Source organism: Candidatus Bathyarchaeota archaeon (assembly GCA_023131225.1).
Lineage (GTDB): Archaea > Thermoproteota > Bathyarchaeia > Bathyarchaeales > SOJC01 > JAGLZW01.
Genome location: JAGLZW010000017.1, coordinates 13384 through 29077 on the forward strand (window position 1 = coordinate 13384; position 15694 = coordinate 29077).

Here is a 15694-nt window from a genome sequence, read left to right on the forward strand (position 1 = left end):
CCCAAAATTTGACGGCTCCTAGAGCGATAAAAGTTAAGAGAATGTTAGTTGCATTAGGAAAGCAGAAAAGTAGTCTATTGAGGTGAACAGTGTGCAAGTAAAACGTCATCCAACAAAATACATGGGCGAAGAATACCGCCGCCTCGTAAGTGAAAGCTTGAACTGGGAGCTCAAAGAGCTTCAAACTGCCAGCGAACCCGTCTGCACAATCGATGGCAAAGAAGTCATCATGCTCTGTGCCAACAACTACCTCAACCTGTCAACACATCCTAAAGTTGTCAACGCTATGCTGGAAGCAACCAAGAACTATGGAGCAGGTGCAGGGAGCGATCGCTCCATTGCAGGAAACATGATGCTGCATGAAGAATTGGACATCCGTTTAGCCAAGTTCAAGAAAGCTCCCGCCTCATTAACATACCAGACTGGCTTCATGGCTAACGAAGGATTAATTCCCCAACTATGTGGTAGAGGTGATCTTTTCGTGTCTGATGAGCTTAACCATGGCTCCATCATAGACGGTGTCCGCTTGACCCACGCTGACCGAGCAATCTTTAAACACAAAAATGTTGAAGATCTGACCCGCGTCATGGACGAAGCTGAAAAACACCAACCACCTTACAAGCACATTTGGATTCTAACTGACGGAGTCTTCAGTATGGACGGTGACCTCGCTCCTCTCCGCGAAATTGCCAAAATCGCTGAAGAACACGGTGCAGGCGTTTATGTAGACGATGCCCACGGAGAAGGCGTGCTCGGCGAAGGCGGTCGCGGAATCGTCAGCCATTTCAACCTAACCCCAGACCAAGTGCACGTTGAAATGGGAACGTTTTCCAAGGCCTTCGGCGTCATAGGAGGGCACATAACAGGCTGCGAAGACCTGCGAAACTTTGCCTATAACAAATCCAGAAGCTGGCTTCTCAGCGGAGGCGTACCGCCAGGTGTAGCTGCGGCATGCATCGCAGCGATCGATGTTCTTGAAACTGAGCCGGAACACGTAAGAAAGGTTTGGGAAAACCGCAACTACTTCCTCAAAGCAATGCAAGACCTCGGCTTTGACACGGGAAATAGTGAGACTCCGATTGTACCGGTTATGTGTGGAGAAAGTAAAACAGCGAAGGAGCTTGCAAACTTCATTTGGGAGAAAGGCATCTTTGCATTGCCAATTGTTTTCCCAATGGTGGCGCGTGGAAAGGCGCGAATCCGAGTCCAACTATGCACCAAACACACGAAAGAGTATTTAGACAAGGCAGTTCAAGCGTTTGAGGAAGGGGGAAAGAAGCTAGGTCTAATCTAGGCAGAGTGAAATAAGAGGCCAGCACAACCCAATTTTTTCCACAACATACATTTAAAGTTCTTCGTTGCGTAAAATATGATGGGCTTGAAAGAAGAGAAAAGAGCTTTCAGAGAAACTATCTGGCGCGAAATGACAGAAAAGGAAATAGTGGAATTCCCACTACCATGCTTTGGCAGAATTCCAAACTTTACAGGCTCAGGAGAGGCAGCTAACAGAGTCAGGTCATTACCTGAATGGAAAAACGCATCAATAATTTTTGCAAACCCGGACTTCGCCCAGCAAAAAGTCAGAGAGAACACGCTGAGAGAAGACAAACTCCTAATCATGGCTTCGCCAAGACTGAAACACGGTTTTCTTTTGGTCGCTCCAGATAATGTGCAGGAGAAAGAAAGTTTTGCATCCACCATAAAAGGGGCATTCAAATATGGACGAAAAATCGAAGCCAACAATCTTCCGAAGCCGAACCTTGTGGTAACTGGCTGCGTGGCCGTGGATAAGCATGGACATAGGCTTGGAAAAGGCGGCGGTTTCGGAGACCGAGAGCTTCAACTGTTGAAACGTAGGTTTGGCAATATTCCAGTAGTCACAACTGTTCATGACACACAACTGGTGAAATTGGTGCCTTATGAGACGCATGATGAAAGCGTCGACATAATTGTTACGCCAACTCGAATAGTTAGAGTTAAATGCAGTCGAACCCAAATCACTGCAACTGAAAAATGAAGTGTCAACTTGTTGTTCATAGACTGGGATTGGATGTATCAAGTGGCATCGCAGTTTGGATTTTTTGGCGTCTTTCTAGTTAGTCTGATAGGCACTATGATGATTATCGTTCCTATCCCTTATACGCTGGTGATTTTAGGGTTAGGTGCTGCTGGATGGAACCCTATATTGCTCACAATTGCAGGAGGCTCTGGCTCTGCTATTGGAGAACTTTCAGGTTACTTTCTTGGATACTACGGACGAAGAATAATCAGCGAAGAAAGACAGAGAAAAATGCGTTATTTCCTCAAGCTTTTTGGCAGATACAGTCCCGCCGCCATTTTTGTTTTTGCACTAACCCCGCTTCCAGACGACCTGCTCTTTATTCCACTAGGCATACTGCAGTACAACCTTTTCAAAGCGTTCATTCCAGCTATATTAGGGAAGCTTCTCATGTGTTACATCCTAGCATCCTTCGGCAAGGTCTACGGGGACATTCTCATTTTCCTTTTCGGAGACACAGGAGGCTGGATAGGCGCACTTATAATGGCTGTGCTTCTGATCCTCGTCATATATGCCCTATATCGGGTTGACTGGGAAAAACTCTTTGACAAGTATGTTGCAAACAGAGGAAAAAGTTAAGATGCCATTGACTTCAAAGACTTGAGGATAGGCGAAAGAACTTGAGGGTTATAGCTGACTTACACATTCACAGCCGCTTCAGTAGAGCCACAAGCAAAAGGATAAACATCCAAGAGATTGCGCGATTTGCCAAAATAAAAGGCTTGAACTTAGTAGGCACGGGAGATTTTACGCATCCCAAATGGATGAAAGAGCTGCAAGAGGATTTAGTTGAAGCGCCAGGCAAGGGGCTTTTCAAGTCATCCAAATTCGCAAACTCAGCCTGTTTCATGATAACCGGCGAAGTAAGCACGATATTCATGTTCAGAGGCGAAACAAAGAAAATTCATCATCTAATTTTGACGCCCAACTTCGAGACGGCAATACAAGTCAACGATCGACTAGCACAGTATGGCGACTTGAGCCTTGATGGAAGACCTACACTTGAAATGTCTGCGCCGCAGCTGGTGGAGGAAGTCATGTCTGTTTCGGCAGATAACGAAGTGATACCCGCTCATGTTTGGACCCCGTGGTTCAGTCTTTTCGGTGCCTTCAGTGGCTTCGACAAAATAGAAGATTGCTATCAAGACATGACAAAACACATTCACGCCTTAGAAACCGGCTTGTCTTCCGACCCACCTATGAATTGGCGGATAAGTGCCTTAGACAAGTTTACCCTAGTATCAAACAGCGACAGCCACAGTTGCTGGCCATGGAGAATTGGACGAGAAGCCAACGTTTTAGACCTTGAACAGCTCACATATGAGGAAGTTGTGGACGTAATTCGCAAGAAAGACCCAGAACGGTTCAAGTTCACCATCGAAACAAACCCAGCCTATGGCAAATATCATTGGTCTGGACATAGAAGCTGCAATGTCTCCATGCCGCCACAAGAAGCAATGAAGTTTGGTAATCTTTGCCCAATGTGTCGTAAGAGGCTAACGAAGGGCGTGGAACAAAGAGTTGAAGAGTTAGCGGACAGACCAGCAAGTTTCAAGCCGCAAAACGCTATCGGCTACATGCATCTACTGCCACTGTCAGAAATCATTGCAACAGTTTTGAACGCGTCATCTCCTAGCGTGCAAAACGTCTGGAGCGTCTTCAATAGCCTGATGGCCAAGTTTGGCAGCGAATATAATGTGCTGATTGACGCTTCTGCAGAAGAACTGTCTAAGGTTGTTGACCCAAAAATCGCTGAGGCGGTTGTTAAGGTTAGAGAAGGAAGAGCCCAAGTCATCCCTGGTTATGATGGGGTTTATGGTCAACTTATTCTCTTTAAGGAGCGCAAGACGGAGCCTAGGGTTAGCAAAGTTCCCCAACGCAGTCTGACGGAATGGTGTAGCCACACTTAATACCTGCTGGCACACATACATGAAGATATATAGGGCTAGTTAAGCACGCGTTCTCTAATCTGATTGTTTTCATTTCTATGTTCAATCTTATCTCTATTCAAGGTTTTTCAGCGTCTATGTCTCTCACTGAGCTTCCCATTCCGTAATGCGGCACAATCAAGTGCTTTGAGGACGTCTGCTCTCTCCTTAAAAAACCTTCTAAAATAAACTTCAAGATTCTTGATTTGCACATTCTTACGGGGTATCTTAAAGCTCATCTGGAGTGTATATCCTTGGAGAAATGGATTGGAACTGGCGGTGTAGTTGCGGAGGCTCAGGTTGAAAATCTCCTGAAACAGCTGCAGCAGTTGCCAACGAATGTTCTAAGATTAGGATGATAACTCAAATGTGAAAGCTGAAGGACATAGCTTATTTACTGTACATTCCCCGCAGTTAGGTTTCTTGGCGGTGCAAACTCGTCGACCATGAAATATGAGCAAATCATTAAGTTTCGCCCATTGTTCCTTGGGAACAAGCTTCATCAAATCCCTTTCTATCTTGTCAGGGTCCTTACTCGCACTCAATCCTAATCTTTGGGAGAGTCTTCGAACATGCGTGTCAACGGCAATTCCTTCAACAACTTGGAAGGCGTTCGACAATACAATGTTTGCAGTTTTTCTAGCCACTCCAGGCAGTGTAGTCAATTCATCCATTGTCTTCGGCACTTTTGACCAGAACTTTTCCACAAGCATCTGCCCCATCTTCTTCAAGTATTTAGATTTGTTTCGATAAAAGCCAGTAGATTTTATGTCCTTTTCTAGTTCCTTAAGGTCTGCATTTGCATAATCTTCCGCTTTCCTATATTTTTTAAACAAGCTCTTCGTGACTTCGTTGACTATCTTATCAGTTGATTGAGCTGAAAGTATTGTTGCAACTAGAAGCTCCAACGGGTTGCTGTAATGAAGCGCTATTTTCGCATCTGGGTGTTCCTCTGCTAGAAGTTGGATGACTTTTTGAACTAGTTCCTTATCTTTCATTTTGCAGACTGCCTTTATTTCTCCTAATGAATAACGGAGAAGCTGTAGAAACGGGGCGACTATGATTCTGTTATCTTAATCGCTTGAGTTGGACAATTGACTTCGCAAGCTCCGCAGAAGATGCATTCAGGCTCGTTCACTGGGTCTGATTTTTGTTCCGAAACAGGATGCCCAGGCGTATCGATCATTTCAAAAACTGATACGGGGCAAACTGAGACGCAAATGGCATCTCCATTACATAGGTCTTGGTCTACGGCCACTTGAGTTCCATGAATGCCAAGTTTCTTCGGAGGGTTCACTTCTCCTCTCACGTCATGACCATTATGGGTGTCCACTTTCGATTTCTTCATAAAGTCGGGGTCAATAGGCATCTTTCACAATTCCTCCTAATTCTTTCACTACTATCCAAGTGCCATTATATATTTGCTTTTTTCAAATTTTACAGAAAACCTTAATCATGGTTCGACGCTATCTAGGTGGCATTGGTGGAGAAATTGGAAGGATACGCAGACAAAATATTGAGAGTAGATCTATCTACCAACGCTTTTAAGGCAGAAACACTGCCACCCGGATGGCCGCGCAAATTTTTAGGTGGAATGGGCTTTGCAAGCACCTTGCTTTTCAAGGAAACAAAAAAGGGCTTAGATGCTCTTGGCGCAGATAATAAGCTAATCATTGCACCAGGGCTTCTGACAGGGACCGGTATTCCGACTGCTTCGAAAACACTTTTCTTAGCGAAATCTCCTCTAACAGGTGGCTTTGGAAAGGCAGCCGCGGGTGCATCAATTGGACCTGCATTGAAAAAGGCTGGATATGACCTTTTAGTAATACAAGGAAAAAGCTCGAACCCTATTGTCTTGGTTATCGCTGATGACGTAGTAAAGGTGGATGGTGCGGGGGAGCTTTGGGGCAAAAACGTGCGTGAAACTGCCGCTCTGTTAAAGAAGCGCTATGAAGGTTTTTCAACTGCCGTGATTGGGCCAGCTGGTGAAACTCTTTCGAGAATAGCTGGAATTGACTGCGATGAGCGACAGGCTGCACGAACGGGTGTTGGCGCCGTTATGGGTTCCAAAAAATTGAAGGCAATTGCTGTGAAAGGCACTTCTAACATTGAATATGCTGACGCTCAAGCTTTGCGTGATTTAGTTATTAAATGGACTAAGAGTATTAGAGAAAACCCTGGCTCGCAACTGGACATGAAGTACGGAACAGGAGAGTTCTATGCTTGGATGAATAAAGACAAAGGAGTTCATCCGAGTCGCAACTGGCAACAAGGCTACTTCCAAAAGTCTTTCGACAACCTCAAAGAAGGAGATTTGAGTCAATTGGATCCCTATTATTGGTCGCCAAAATACACAGTCAGAAACAAAGGTTGCCCAAACTGCACCAAGCCGTGTGGCAGGATCGTTAGAATCAATGAAGGCAGATACGCAGGCACTGAACTCGATGGTCCGGAATATGAAACAATTTATTCTCTAGGGGCCAACCTTGAAATCGACGATTTTGAGGCACTGTGTCACGTCCAGATGATGTGCGACCTTTACGGATTGGACGCTATCTCTGCAGGACTTACTGTTTCGTGGGCCATGGAAGCTTTCGAGAGAGGGTTGCTTACTATGGAAGATTTGGACGGCGTTGAGTTGAAATTCGGAAATGTAGACGCGACGCTCGAAGTTTTGGGGAAGATGGCGCATCGAGAAGGGAAAGTTGGCGCACTTTTATCGGATGGCGTAAAGGCTGCCAGTGAAAAGCTGGGCAAAGGCTCCAGTCACTTCGCAATTCATTCAAAAGGGCTTGAATTACCTGCCTATGACATCAGAGGAATCAAGGGAATGGGCTTAGCATTGGCGGTTGCTGTCCGCGGCGGTGACCACTTGACAGCAGTGGTTTATGGAACGGAGCTTGTTGGAAAATGGTGGAAATTCTCTGGTATAGACCGGTTTTCAGCTGAGAACAAGGGTTATGAAATAAAGGTTCACGAGGACTTGATGACCCTTTATGATATTGTTGGAGTCTGCAAGTTTACTAGACACATGTTCTTCGCTGAGGCTTATCCTGAAATGATTAAGGCAGTTACTGGAATGAAACTGAGTGTAACTGATCTCTTTGCGATTGGTGAGCGAGTATATAACCTGCAGCGAGCTTTCAACGCCAGAGAAGGGCTTGACAGAAAGGCTGACTCTCTGCCTGCTCGAGTGTTTGAAGATCCGATTCCCAAAGGGATTTCTAAAGGCAGTAGAATCAAAAGAAGCGAGTTTGAAAGGATGCTTGATGACTACTATCAAGTTCGAGGATGGTCATGGAATGGTGTCCCCACAAAGGTCAAGCTTGTTTCCCTTGACTTGTATGAAGTTGCAGAGGAAGTGGGTGTCTAATAAGCAAGTGATGGCAGCTAGGGGCTTAAGAAGCATAGGAAGAAGAAGAAAGATTTGAGTAAGACAAATGAGCCAACAGGTGGAGAGAGGTTGAGTGAAGGGAACATATATGTGATTCAAAAGCACAATGCAACCCATCTTCACTATGACTTGAGATTAGAAATGGACGGTGTCCTGAAGAGTTGGGCGGTTCCAAAGGTTCCTCCAACCCAACCAAGAATCAAGAGGCTTGCTGTGGAGGTAGAAGACCACCCTATTGAATACGCTAGTTTCGAAGGTGAAATACCCGAAGGTGAGTACGGTGCTGGCACTGTGAAAATCTGGGATAGCGGGAGCTATACACTTTTGGAGCGGAAAGAAAACAAAATAATTGTTGACATTCATGGCGAAAAGCTGAATGGAATCTATTTTCTCATTAGATTTAAGGGTAAAAAGAATTGGTTGTTCTTCAAAAAGAAATAAAGTGTGCTTGACTCAATGTTAGACGTTCCAAAAATGCGGAAGCGGCTTGAATGTTTATGCATGGCTTAACTTTCCACTATGAGCTCTGAACGGAGCTTGATAGGTGCCAAATGTAAGTAGGGATTTTCTAGAGAAATGAAACACTATTTTAATAAATCTGGATATTCTGTAGTCGTAGTCTTGTAGAGATGCTACTCTATGGTTGTGGTCGGTAAGCTCCGAAGTAAAAAAGACTTTCATCACTTCCTTAGAGAACTTGATGTCAAAAGCGTGATTTTCGTAGTAAAACCAAACTGGAGCAACGCGCATACTTTTACTTCAGCTGAGACGCTTGACAAGCTTTTTTCCGCATTGCAAGGCAGAATCAAAGTGATTGAGGGCTATTCAGCGTGGAGAAACGAACTTAATACTGGACCAGAACCAAGAGATGTCATAACTCCAAGTAACGCCAAAGCGAAGTGGCAGTGGATTAAAGAACAAGACAAGTGGTTTCTCAAATACAGCGGCATCGATGAAATCTTGGCAAAGCATGATGTTGAGTACATAAACGTCACAGAAGAAATCTGGTCAATGAGAACCCTCGATCCCAACGAGGTTAGAGAGTTCGTTGATAACAAATACGGAATACTTGTTAGCCAAGAGATGTACAGTTTTGTACCCACCAAAATCTATGAACTTCGAGAGAGCGTCCTCATCAGTCTCAACAACAGCCGGCGAACCCGCGAAAAAATCTCGCTCTCAACCAAAAATCTGTTCGGCTTGATCCCTGACCCTGCACGATATGGAAAATGGCACGGCAAAAACGACAGTCACCTATCCCGAAGCATTGTAGACATTAATAAAATCTACCGCAGCCTCTTCTCACCGTGCTACTGGATTAACGAGATAAAGGAATCGGGCATTTTTGTGGGAAGTAAAAACTCGATGGAGGCTGACGCGGTTACAGCCAAATTAATGGGCCTAGACCCTGAAACGATTGATTATCTCAAGCTTGCCACTAATGTCTTTGGTGGGTATGACAAGGAAGTTTTGACAAAAATACCTAAAAAGCTCTGACCTTCGCTTTCTTACATCTCTTCAGTGAAAAAAATGGGGATTATTGAAAGCATAGAGCTTTCTTTCATGGCGTCTCCCATTCCTCAAGTGCCCTCTTCATGTGCATGAGCGCTTTTTTCTCTAAGGGCTTAACTTTCCTCAGCATATCTGCTCCTTTCCTCCGGTCCTCTAGTTTCATTTCGCCTTGGAATTTGAAGGGGAAAATTCTAGTGAATTCTCCCATGAACTTCGCTCCTTTCGCATAGCATTCAGCAGCAGCCAACAAGTGCTCTGAATGTTTGCCGGGGTGCTTTTTGGCAAGCCGCTTCAGAAACTCGCCAGACATTTCTCGCCCTTCCTGAACACAAGCGGCAACATAGCTGTTGCCATGATAGTTTTGCTTTTCCTCTGGAAGATTCTCCAGAACGTTAACCCACTCGTCTAGCGCAGCAGGACCCGCAACATAATTTTCGAGAATCGGAACACCGGCTTCAGCGAAGCGAACAACTCTCTCAAGGGCCTTTCTATCCAGTCGAGCAAGGTCTGGCTTAGCTTTGTCTCTGAAGAAGAGAGCCTCAAGACAGCCTGGCGCTTTCAAGTCATAGAAGAGAATAGGGTCTTCAGGCTTATTGGTGAGATGTCTGAAGGTGCTTGTGAGATATGATTTTCCCTCATACCCCTTGACGATCCCATATTCGGGCACTACCAGCCCCCATAGAACCACAGGCCTATCTTTCTCATCTATCTCTTGCTTAATCTTCTCGAATAGCTTTCCGGCAATCTCGATTTCTTTAGGCGTATGTTTGCCCTCAACCTCTGGGTAAGAGTGAGGATACTCATACTGTTCTAATGTCCATCCGAAATTTTCGGTGGCATTGTGGATTTGCTTCCAAGTTTCGTTGGGTAGGGCAGTTGGTCCCGAGGGGCAAGTGATGCCTTTTGAGACATTGATTAGAAATGCGTAGCCAGAGTAACCGCCTATGTCCACTGTATCGCAGTCGACTCCCAGGGCTTTCAGTGATCCAGATATTGCACCAGTGTAGGACAACCAGCAATGCTGATACACAACTTCTTTGCTTATCACTTTTCTACTCAAGGTTTTTCCCTCAATCAAACCTTTGGTGTAGCGTCTGCGTAGAGCATATCTTCTCTCCTCTTTTCTCCAAGCAGAATTTTTGTACGTAGTCGCTGCTGCGCTTAATAGTTCCTTGCCATCAACTGTTAGATTGTATTCTCCCTTAGCAACTCTCTGGACGAGTCCTTTTTTTATCAATTGGCTCATGTGGTTGGCAAGGGCTGTTTTCGAGAGTTTTGTATGTTGCATCAATTTAGAGAAGTCATGGACTCCTTGTAGGAGTAGCGCTAGTACTTTTATCCTTATAGGATGAGCTGCTGCTTTTAGAAGTTCTGCTATGCCTTTAGGAGACTCTGAGAGAATGTTTCTTAACTGTTCATTGTCCTCTTTTTTGCTCAATTAGGCTACACCTTAGGCGAATTAATTGAGTATCTGTGTTCATTTAAAGGTTTCTATTTTCTGTGAACTAAAGCACTAATTTTGGTGAACAAGCGCGACAACTCTTGGAAAATGAGCACTCTAAAATTCGCTAGTTTCTAGTATTTGGTTTAATTTTTCTCAGGATTCTCTATATGTGTTCTGGAGAGATGCCACAGGAATATGCCAGAAAAGAACACTAATAGCTCTAAAGAAAGTTAAGTCGTAAGTCCCAAAGGAGCACAGAACTACTGTTATGCAAACTGAGAAAAGAACAAAAAAGGATGATTGAAGCTGACGCTACCTTACTACATCAACTGAGATGACGGTTTTCTCTTGCATTCGTTCAGATGCATACTTCAATAAAGCATTAAACTCTTCATTATCTAAAACATTTTTCGCGCGTGCTAAAATCTCCAAACAAACTTCTTTGAACACCAAGTCAGCACATCCAGCTTTGGCATCGTCAATCAAATCCTTAGAAGCGTTATACAAAACACTGTTCAAATGATTTCACCTCAGCCAAAAAATGAAGGGGCAAACCATTAACCTTTACGACTTGAAAATACATATTAAAAATACATTTTCTTTACTCGATTCAAACGGATAATTAATATTCAATATTCAAGGGAAAAGAAGAATTGGTTGATTATTGATGATGGGGGACTAGACAGAGAAACCTCAAAACTGCGCTTCCTTCATTTCTAAAGTGGTGCATCGCGTTGGGCGGAATGAAAGTTACATAGCCGGGGCCAACTTTTTTTCGTTGGTCACCACAGACAACTAAACATTCACCGTCCAATATGAAAACCTCATGCTCCCATTTGTGAGAGTGATGAGGGGTGCTCCCTCTTGGAGCAATTTCGAAGCAGCGCATAGCGAAATGTTCTGCCCCGTCGTCTTTGGTTATTAGCCAACGAACTTTAACTCCTTCAGCGCCACTCTCCGTTACTTCATCTGCCTCTACTTCTGAAAAATGCAGCGCTTTGAATCCCATGTAAATCACATATTCACAAAAAAGAACAGCTGTATTTAAAATTAGCCCAACTCTTCTGATCGACATATATCGGTTTTTGACATATGTTTTCTCTGAGAATACTGGCTTAATTAGTGAGAAGTGTATTTTTCTTCTAGAGTTATTATCTAGAGGAGTTGTTCATCGTGGTCAGGAAGGGTGTTGCTGTTTGGATTTTAGGCTCTTTGACTTTTATAGCTGGGTTACATGTTCTAGACAGTTTTCTATGGTTAACAGGCAATGGAAGTGAACCGCTACTCTTGGCGATTTACCCATTCACTCGGCTGTTAGAGACCATTGATCCAATTGTTTACTTGCTCTGTTCCTCAGTGACAGTGTTTTTTCTTTGGGGTGGAACAACAGTAATTGCACTGCGAAATCCTATTGAAACATTTTTAGGGAAAGTGTTGGAGGACGGAAAGAAGGAAAATCAATCTGATGTGGAGTTGTTAGAGGCCAAAACGAGTATTTTGGAAATGATGAGTGAAACTTTGGAAAACAACAGCAGGTTGTTGTCTGGGTTGCGAGACGTTGTTTTCAATGTGCGTAGCGAGGTCTTGAATATTAGACCCTTAAACAAGAGCGTAGAAGGGTTGAAAAACGATGTTGAAAGGTTGAAGAAGATGATGAAACGCTTGGAGAGAGAGGTTAAGAGATATAAGTTGTGCCCAGCTTGTGGGCGAGAGGTATTGGCAGAGTTTAGAATATGTCCCTACTGTGGCGAGAATTTGCTGAAACCCGCAGTGGACAGCGGAGCGGTGATGTTAGCAGCCTTGCCGATATCGCATGCTAAGAAGAGGAAATGACGTGTGGGTTCGCCTTCATGGTATCACTAGATTTTACTTAGTTTCAACTAAGTAGCCAACAGACACTAGGTGTGCATCTCATTCTACAGCGTGAATGGATGATGAACAGCAAAAATTATGCATTCCTTATGTTTTCATTTTCCTTCAAGATGCATCTTAAGCACAGCAAATATAAGTAACCCTTCATTATACAAATCCAAATTCACAAAGGAAAACCTCACCATGACCGCAACCAAAACCACAACTACGATACAAACACCCATCTGCACCAGCTGCAACCGCACCATACTCACAGGCACAAAAGCCACAAAATTCAACTGCCCAAATTGTAACGAAATAATCATCTGGCGATGCCAAAAATGCCGCAAATTCGGGCGCCATTATAGATGCCCAAAATGCGGATTTACGGGGCCATAAAAGTGGCAAACGTAGTAATAAGCTACAAAATTTTTCCAACAGGAATAGAAGTGGACTTTAATAAGCTGCAAAAGCAAATAGAGAAAGCCCTTCCGCCTCAAGCAAAAATTTACGCTGACTACCAAACAGAGCCCGTTGCTTTTGGCCTAAACGCTCTTATAGCCTACATTCGAATTCCAGAGGATGAAACTGGCATCTTAGATGAAGTGGAAAGAAATATAGAAAAAATTCCAACAGTGAGCCAGATTCAAACGCTTATGGTGAGAAGAACACGCTAATGCCTATTAGCTTGTAATATTTATAAGTCACATGACCCTTTTCGACTTCGTAAACTTCACAATCATATCAAAAAAGAAGGCGTAAATTTGAGTGAAATACAGCTCCGCGTAGGGGATGCAAAACAACGAGATGTAGGTCGTGGCATAGCCCGCCTAGACCAAGAAACCATGCAAAAACTCGGCATAAGCGCTGGCGACGTCATAGAAATCACAGGCAAACGAACAACGAGCGCCATTGCCTGGCCCGCGTACAGCGAAGACCAAGATCGGGGCATAATCCGCATAGACGGCTTCGCACGCAAAAACGCGAGTGTTGCCATAAACGAATATGTTGCAATCAAACCAGCTGCGGTAAAGAACGCGACAAATGTAGTTCTAGCGCCTGTTGATATGCGCTTAAACGTAGACGAGGACTTTACAAACTTTGTTAAAAACCGTTTAATGGAACGCACCTTCGTCGAAGGCGACACAACACTAGTGATGATGCTCGGGCACGCTATACCCTTCACAGTAACAAAAAGCCGTCCTCATGGAATAGTTCGCATCACAAAAGACACACATTTCCAAATACTTAACGAACCAGCTCCAGAAACAAAAGGACTTCCTCACACCACTTACGAAGACATAGGCGGTCTACACGAAGAAATGCAACGTGTAAGAGAAATGGTAGAGCTGCCACTGCGGCATCCAGAACTTTTTCAACGTCTAGGAATAGATCCTCCTAAAGGTGTTCTACTCCACGGTCCACCAGGTTGCGGTAAGACCTTGCTAGCAAGAGCCGTGGCAAATGAATCAGAAGCAAATTTCGCTTCCATAAACGGTCCAGAAATAATGAGCAAATTCTATGGTGAATCAGAAGCAAGACTACGAGAGATTTTTCAGCAAGCGCAGCAAAACTCTCCAAGCATCATATTTATCGACGAGTTAGATGCAATTGCGCCAAAAAGGGAAGAAGTCACAGGTGAAGTTGAAAGACGAGTAGTTGCACAACTCTTAGCTCTCATGGATGGTTTGAGCGGAAGAGGGAACGTGATCGTCATAGGTGCCACCAACCGACCCCAAGCCCTTGATCCTGCACTTCGAAGACCAGGCCGCTTCGACCGAGAGATAGAAATAGGTGTTCCAGATAAGAAGGACCGCCACGAAATCATGCAAATTCACACACGCGGTATGCCCCTAGCAGAAGACGTTGACCTGAAGAAACTATCTGGAATGACCCATGGCTACACAGGAGCAGATATGGCTGCCTTGAGCAGAGAAACAGCGATGAAGTCTCTGAGACGATATCTCCCCGAAATAAACTTAGAAGAAGAACATATTCCCCCCGCAGTTTTAGAAAAGATGGAAGTACGTATGGAAGACTTTCTTAACGCCTACAAAGAAATAACTCCTACTGCCATGCGAGAAGTATATATAGAAACACCTACGGTGAACTGGACTGACATAGGCGGGTTGGAAGAGGTAAAACATGAGCTAATAGAAGCAGTTGAATGGCCCATAAAAAACCCAGAAGTTTTCAGCCGGTTGGGCATAACACCGCCAAAGGGCATTCTCTTATTTGGGCCGCCTGGGTGCGGCAAGACTATGCTGGCAAGAGCAGTAGCAACAGAAAGCGAAGCAAACTTCATTACAATAAAAGGCCCAGAGATCTTCAGTAAGTGGGTTGGAGAGTCGGAAAAAGCCATAAGAGAAGTATTCCGGAAAGCGAGAATGGCCGCACCAGCAGTGATTTTCTTTGATGAATTTGACTCTCTTGTACCTAGAAGAGGTATGGGTCTCGCCGATAGCGGCGTCACAGAACGCGTTATCAGTCAGCTTCTAACAGAGATGGACGGCATAACGACCTTGGAAGATGTAGTTGTCATCGCGGCCTCAAATCGACCTGACATTATAGATCGTGCTGTGCTACGTCCGGGACGCTTTGACCGACTTATCTATGTACCCGAGCCAGATGAGCAGGCTAGACTGAAGATGTTCAAAATCTATACAAAAGATATGCCTTTGGCTGAAGATGTTGATTTAGAGGCTCACGCTAAGACAACGAAGGGTTACAGTGGAGCGGACATTCAAGCACTCTGCCGTGAGGCTGGGTTGAACGCTCTGAGAAAAAGTATAACTTCAGAACTGGTGACACTAGCGGATTTCAAGGCCGCAGTAAATCAGATAGGGCCAACAATTTCACCTGATATGGAAATATGGTATAAAGGATTTGTCAAACAGATAAGAAGAGTGCAGAAACCTACAACACCTGTGGCGTAGGAGATGTTGTTAAAATGACTGTCAAAACTTGGAAACCCCACCCTCTTTCCACGGTAATCGTAGAACTACTACAACGCAAAGGACCTACAACTGATGCTGAACTGCACGACATGGTCAAGGAAGTTCGTGGTGACTTAGGATTCAGCGTCTTGAACAAGGAGCTAATGCGATTGGAAATAAAGGGTATAATCCATGTTTCTGCTCTTGCAAGAGGCAAACGACGAGTGGAATTGCGCAAAGTGAGGAGAAGAAAAAGCACGTAAGAACGGGGCTTTGTTGATTTTTGTTATTCCCCTTTCTAACCTTCTGTGGAAGCTCCTCTTGCTGCTCGTTTTGCCGTAGCGCCTAGTTTAGTTGAAGGCGTATAGGCTCCTCCAGTGAAGGTAAACCCGCATTTTCTGCATTCCCAAACTCCAACACTTTGGCGTTTCACAGTAGACGCGTGGCATTGAGGGCATCTGTGTCGCTTTTTGGTCTCTGTCACCACTTCGATATATCTTTTCCTTACAGTTGCACCGTATCGGCTCTTCAACCCTCCTGTTGGGCCGATCTTCTTTGTTTTTCCCATTG

18 protein-coding genes are annotated in these 15694 nt (G+C 44.4%); 12 read left to right on the forward strand and 6 right to left on the reverse strand.

Annotated features, from left to right (window positions below):
• Positions 1-121: 121 nt before the first annotated feature.
• From KAU88_04340 to KAU88_04355, 4 genes are all read left to right on the forward strand, one after another.
• The gene (locus KAU88_04340) at positions 122-1294 is read left to right on the forward strand and encodes an aminotransferase class I/II-fold pyridoxal phosphate-dependent enzyme (protein ID MCK4477738.1); all 1173 of its coding nucleotides are present in this window, start codon (positions 122-124) and stop codon (positions 1292-1294) included.
• A gap of 75 nt (positions 1295-1369) precedes the next feature.
• A complete protein-coding gene (locus tag KAU88_04345; GenBank protein ID MCK4477739.1) occupies positions 1370-2017 on the forward strand; it encodes a 5-formyltetrahydrofolate cyclo-ligase in 648 nt (215 codons plus the stop codon).
• Between the two features lie 9 nt (positions 2018-2026).
• Positions 2027-2638, forward strand: coding sequence for a VTT domain-containing protein (locus KAU88_04350; GenBank protein ID MCK4477740.1), 612 nt, complete (start codon positions 2027-2029; stop codon positions 2636-2638).
• A 41-nt stretch (positions 2639-2679) separates the two neighbouring features.
• On the forward strand, positions 2680-3969 hold the full coding sequence (locus KAU88_04355; GenBank protein ID MCK4477741.1) for a DNA helicase UvrD: 1290 nt from the start codon (positions 2680-2682) through the stop codon (positions 3967-3969).
• Between the two features lie 368 nt (positions 3970-4337).
• On the opposite strand, the gene nth is transcribed toward KAU88_04355, so the two are convergent.
• Both nth and KAU88_04365 read right to left on the reverse strand, forming a co-directional pair.
• A complete protein-coding gene (gene nth / locus KAU88_04360; GenBank protein MCK4477742.1) occupies positions 4338-4985 on the reverse strand; it encodes an endonuclease III in 648 nt (215 codons plus the stop codon).
• 59 nt (positions 4986-5044) lie between these two features.
• Complete coding sequence (locus KAU88_04365) at positions 5045-5356, reverse strand: 4Fe-4S binding protein (GenBank protein MCK4477743.1); 312 nt, start codon at positions 5354-5356, stop codon at positions 5045-5047.
• 123 nt (positions 5357-5479) lie between these two features.
• Here KAU88_04365 and KAU88_04370 point away from each other — a divergent pair, with 123 nt between their 5' ends.
• The 3 genes from KAU88_04370 to KAU88_04380 all read left to right on the forward strand — a co-directional run bounded on the left by KAU88_04370 (position 5480) and on the right by KAU88_04380 (position 8878).
• Complete coding sequence (locus tag KAU88_04370) at positions 5480-7360, forward strand: aldehyde ferredoxin oxidoreductase family protein (GenBank protein ID MCK4477744.1); 1881 nt, start codon at positions 5480-5482, stop codon at positions 7358-7360.
• 54 nt (positions 7361-7414) lie between these two features.
• Positions 7415-7822, forward strand: coding sequence for a 3'-phosphoesterase (locus KAU88_04375; GenBank protein ID MCK4477745.1), 408 nt, complete (start codon positions 7415-7417; stop codon positions 7820-7822).
• A 198-nt stretch (positions 7823-8020) separates the two neighbouring features.
• Positions 8021-8878, forward strand: a complete 858-nt coding sequence (locus KAU88_04380; protein ID MCK4477746.1) for a DUF362 domain-containing protein — start codon at positions 8021-8023, stop codon at positions 8876-8878.
• 64 nt (positions 8879-8942) lie between these two features.
• On the opposite strand, the gene KAU88_04385 is transcribed toward KAU88_04380, so the two are convergent.
• The 3 genes from KAU88_04385 to KAU88_04395 all read right to left on the reverse strand — a co-directional run bounded on the left by KAU88_04385 (position 8943) and on the right by KAU88_04395 (position 11346).
• Positions 8943-10331: a winged helix-turn-helix transcriptional regulator gene (locus tag KAU88_04385; GenBank protein MCK4477747.1), complete on the reverse strand. Its 1389-nt coding sequence runs from the start codon at positions 10329-10331 to the stop codon at positions 8943-8945.
• Between the two features lie 318 nt (positions 10332-10649).
• Positions 10650-10856 carry a hypothetical protein gene (locus KAU88_04390; protein MCK4477748.1) on the reverse strand — a complete coding sequence of 69 codons (207 nt, stop codon included), beginning with the start codon at positions 10854-10856 and terminating at the stop codon, positions 10650-10652.
• 142 nt (positions 10857-10998) lie between these two features.
• Complete coding sequence (locus KAU88_04395) at positions 10999-11346, reverse strand: cupin domain-containing protein (protein MCK4477749.1); 348 nt, start codon at positions 11344-11346, stop codon at positions 10999-11001.
• 164 nt (positions 11347-11510) lie between these two features.
• Between KAU88_04395 and KAU88_04400 the strand changes: the two genes are divergently transcribed.
• The 5 genes from KAU88_04400 (at position 11511) to KAU88_04420 (ending at position 15387) form a co-directional block, all read left to right on the forward strand.
• Positions 11511-12170 carry a hypothetical protein gene (locus KAU88_04400; GenBank protein MCK4477750.1) on the forward strand — a complete coding sequence of 220 codons (660 nt, stop codon included), beginning with the start codon at positions 11511-11513 and terminating at the stop codon, positions 12168-12170.
• Between the two features lie 222 nt (positions 12171-12392).
• Entirely contained in the window at positions 12393-12587 is a 195-nt protein-coding gene (locus KAU88_04405) for a DUF1610 domain-containing protein (protein MCK4477751.1), read from the forward strand.
• A complete protein-coding gene (locus KAU88_04410; GenBank protein ID MCK4477752.1) occupies positions 12557-12865 on the forward strand; it encodes an elongation factor 1-beta in 309 nt (102 codons plus the stop codon). The genes KAU88_04405 and KAU88_04410 overlap by 31 nt, the downstream gene beginning before the upstream one ends.
• Before the next feature lie 87 nt (positions 12866-12952).
• Complete coding sequence (locus KAU88_04415) at positions 12953-15124, forward strand: CDC48 family AAA ATPase (protein ID MCK4477753.1); 2172 nt, start codon at positions 12953-12955, stop codon at positions 15122-15124.
• A gap of 14 nt (positions 15125-15138) precedes the next feature.
• On the forward strand, positions 15139-15387 hold the full coding sequence (locus KAU88_04420) for a hypothetical protein (GenBank protein ID MCK4477754.1): 249 nt from the start codon (positions 15139-15141) through the stop codon (positions 15385-15387).
• A 35-nt stretch (positions 15388-15422) separates the two neighbouring features.
• Here KAU88_04420 and KAU88_04425 read toward each other — a convergent pair whose 3' ends face one another.
• Positions 15423-15692, reverse strand: coding sequence for a 50S ribosomal protein L37ae (locus KAU88_04425; protein ID MCK4477755.1), 270 nt, complete (start codon positions 15690-15692; stop codon positions 15423-15425).
• Positions 15693-15694: the final 2 nt, after the last annotated feature.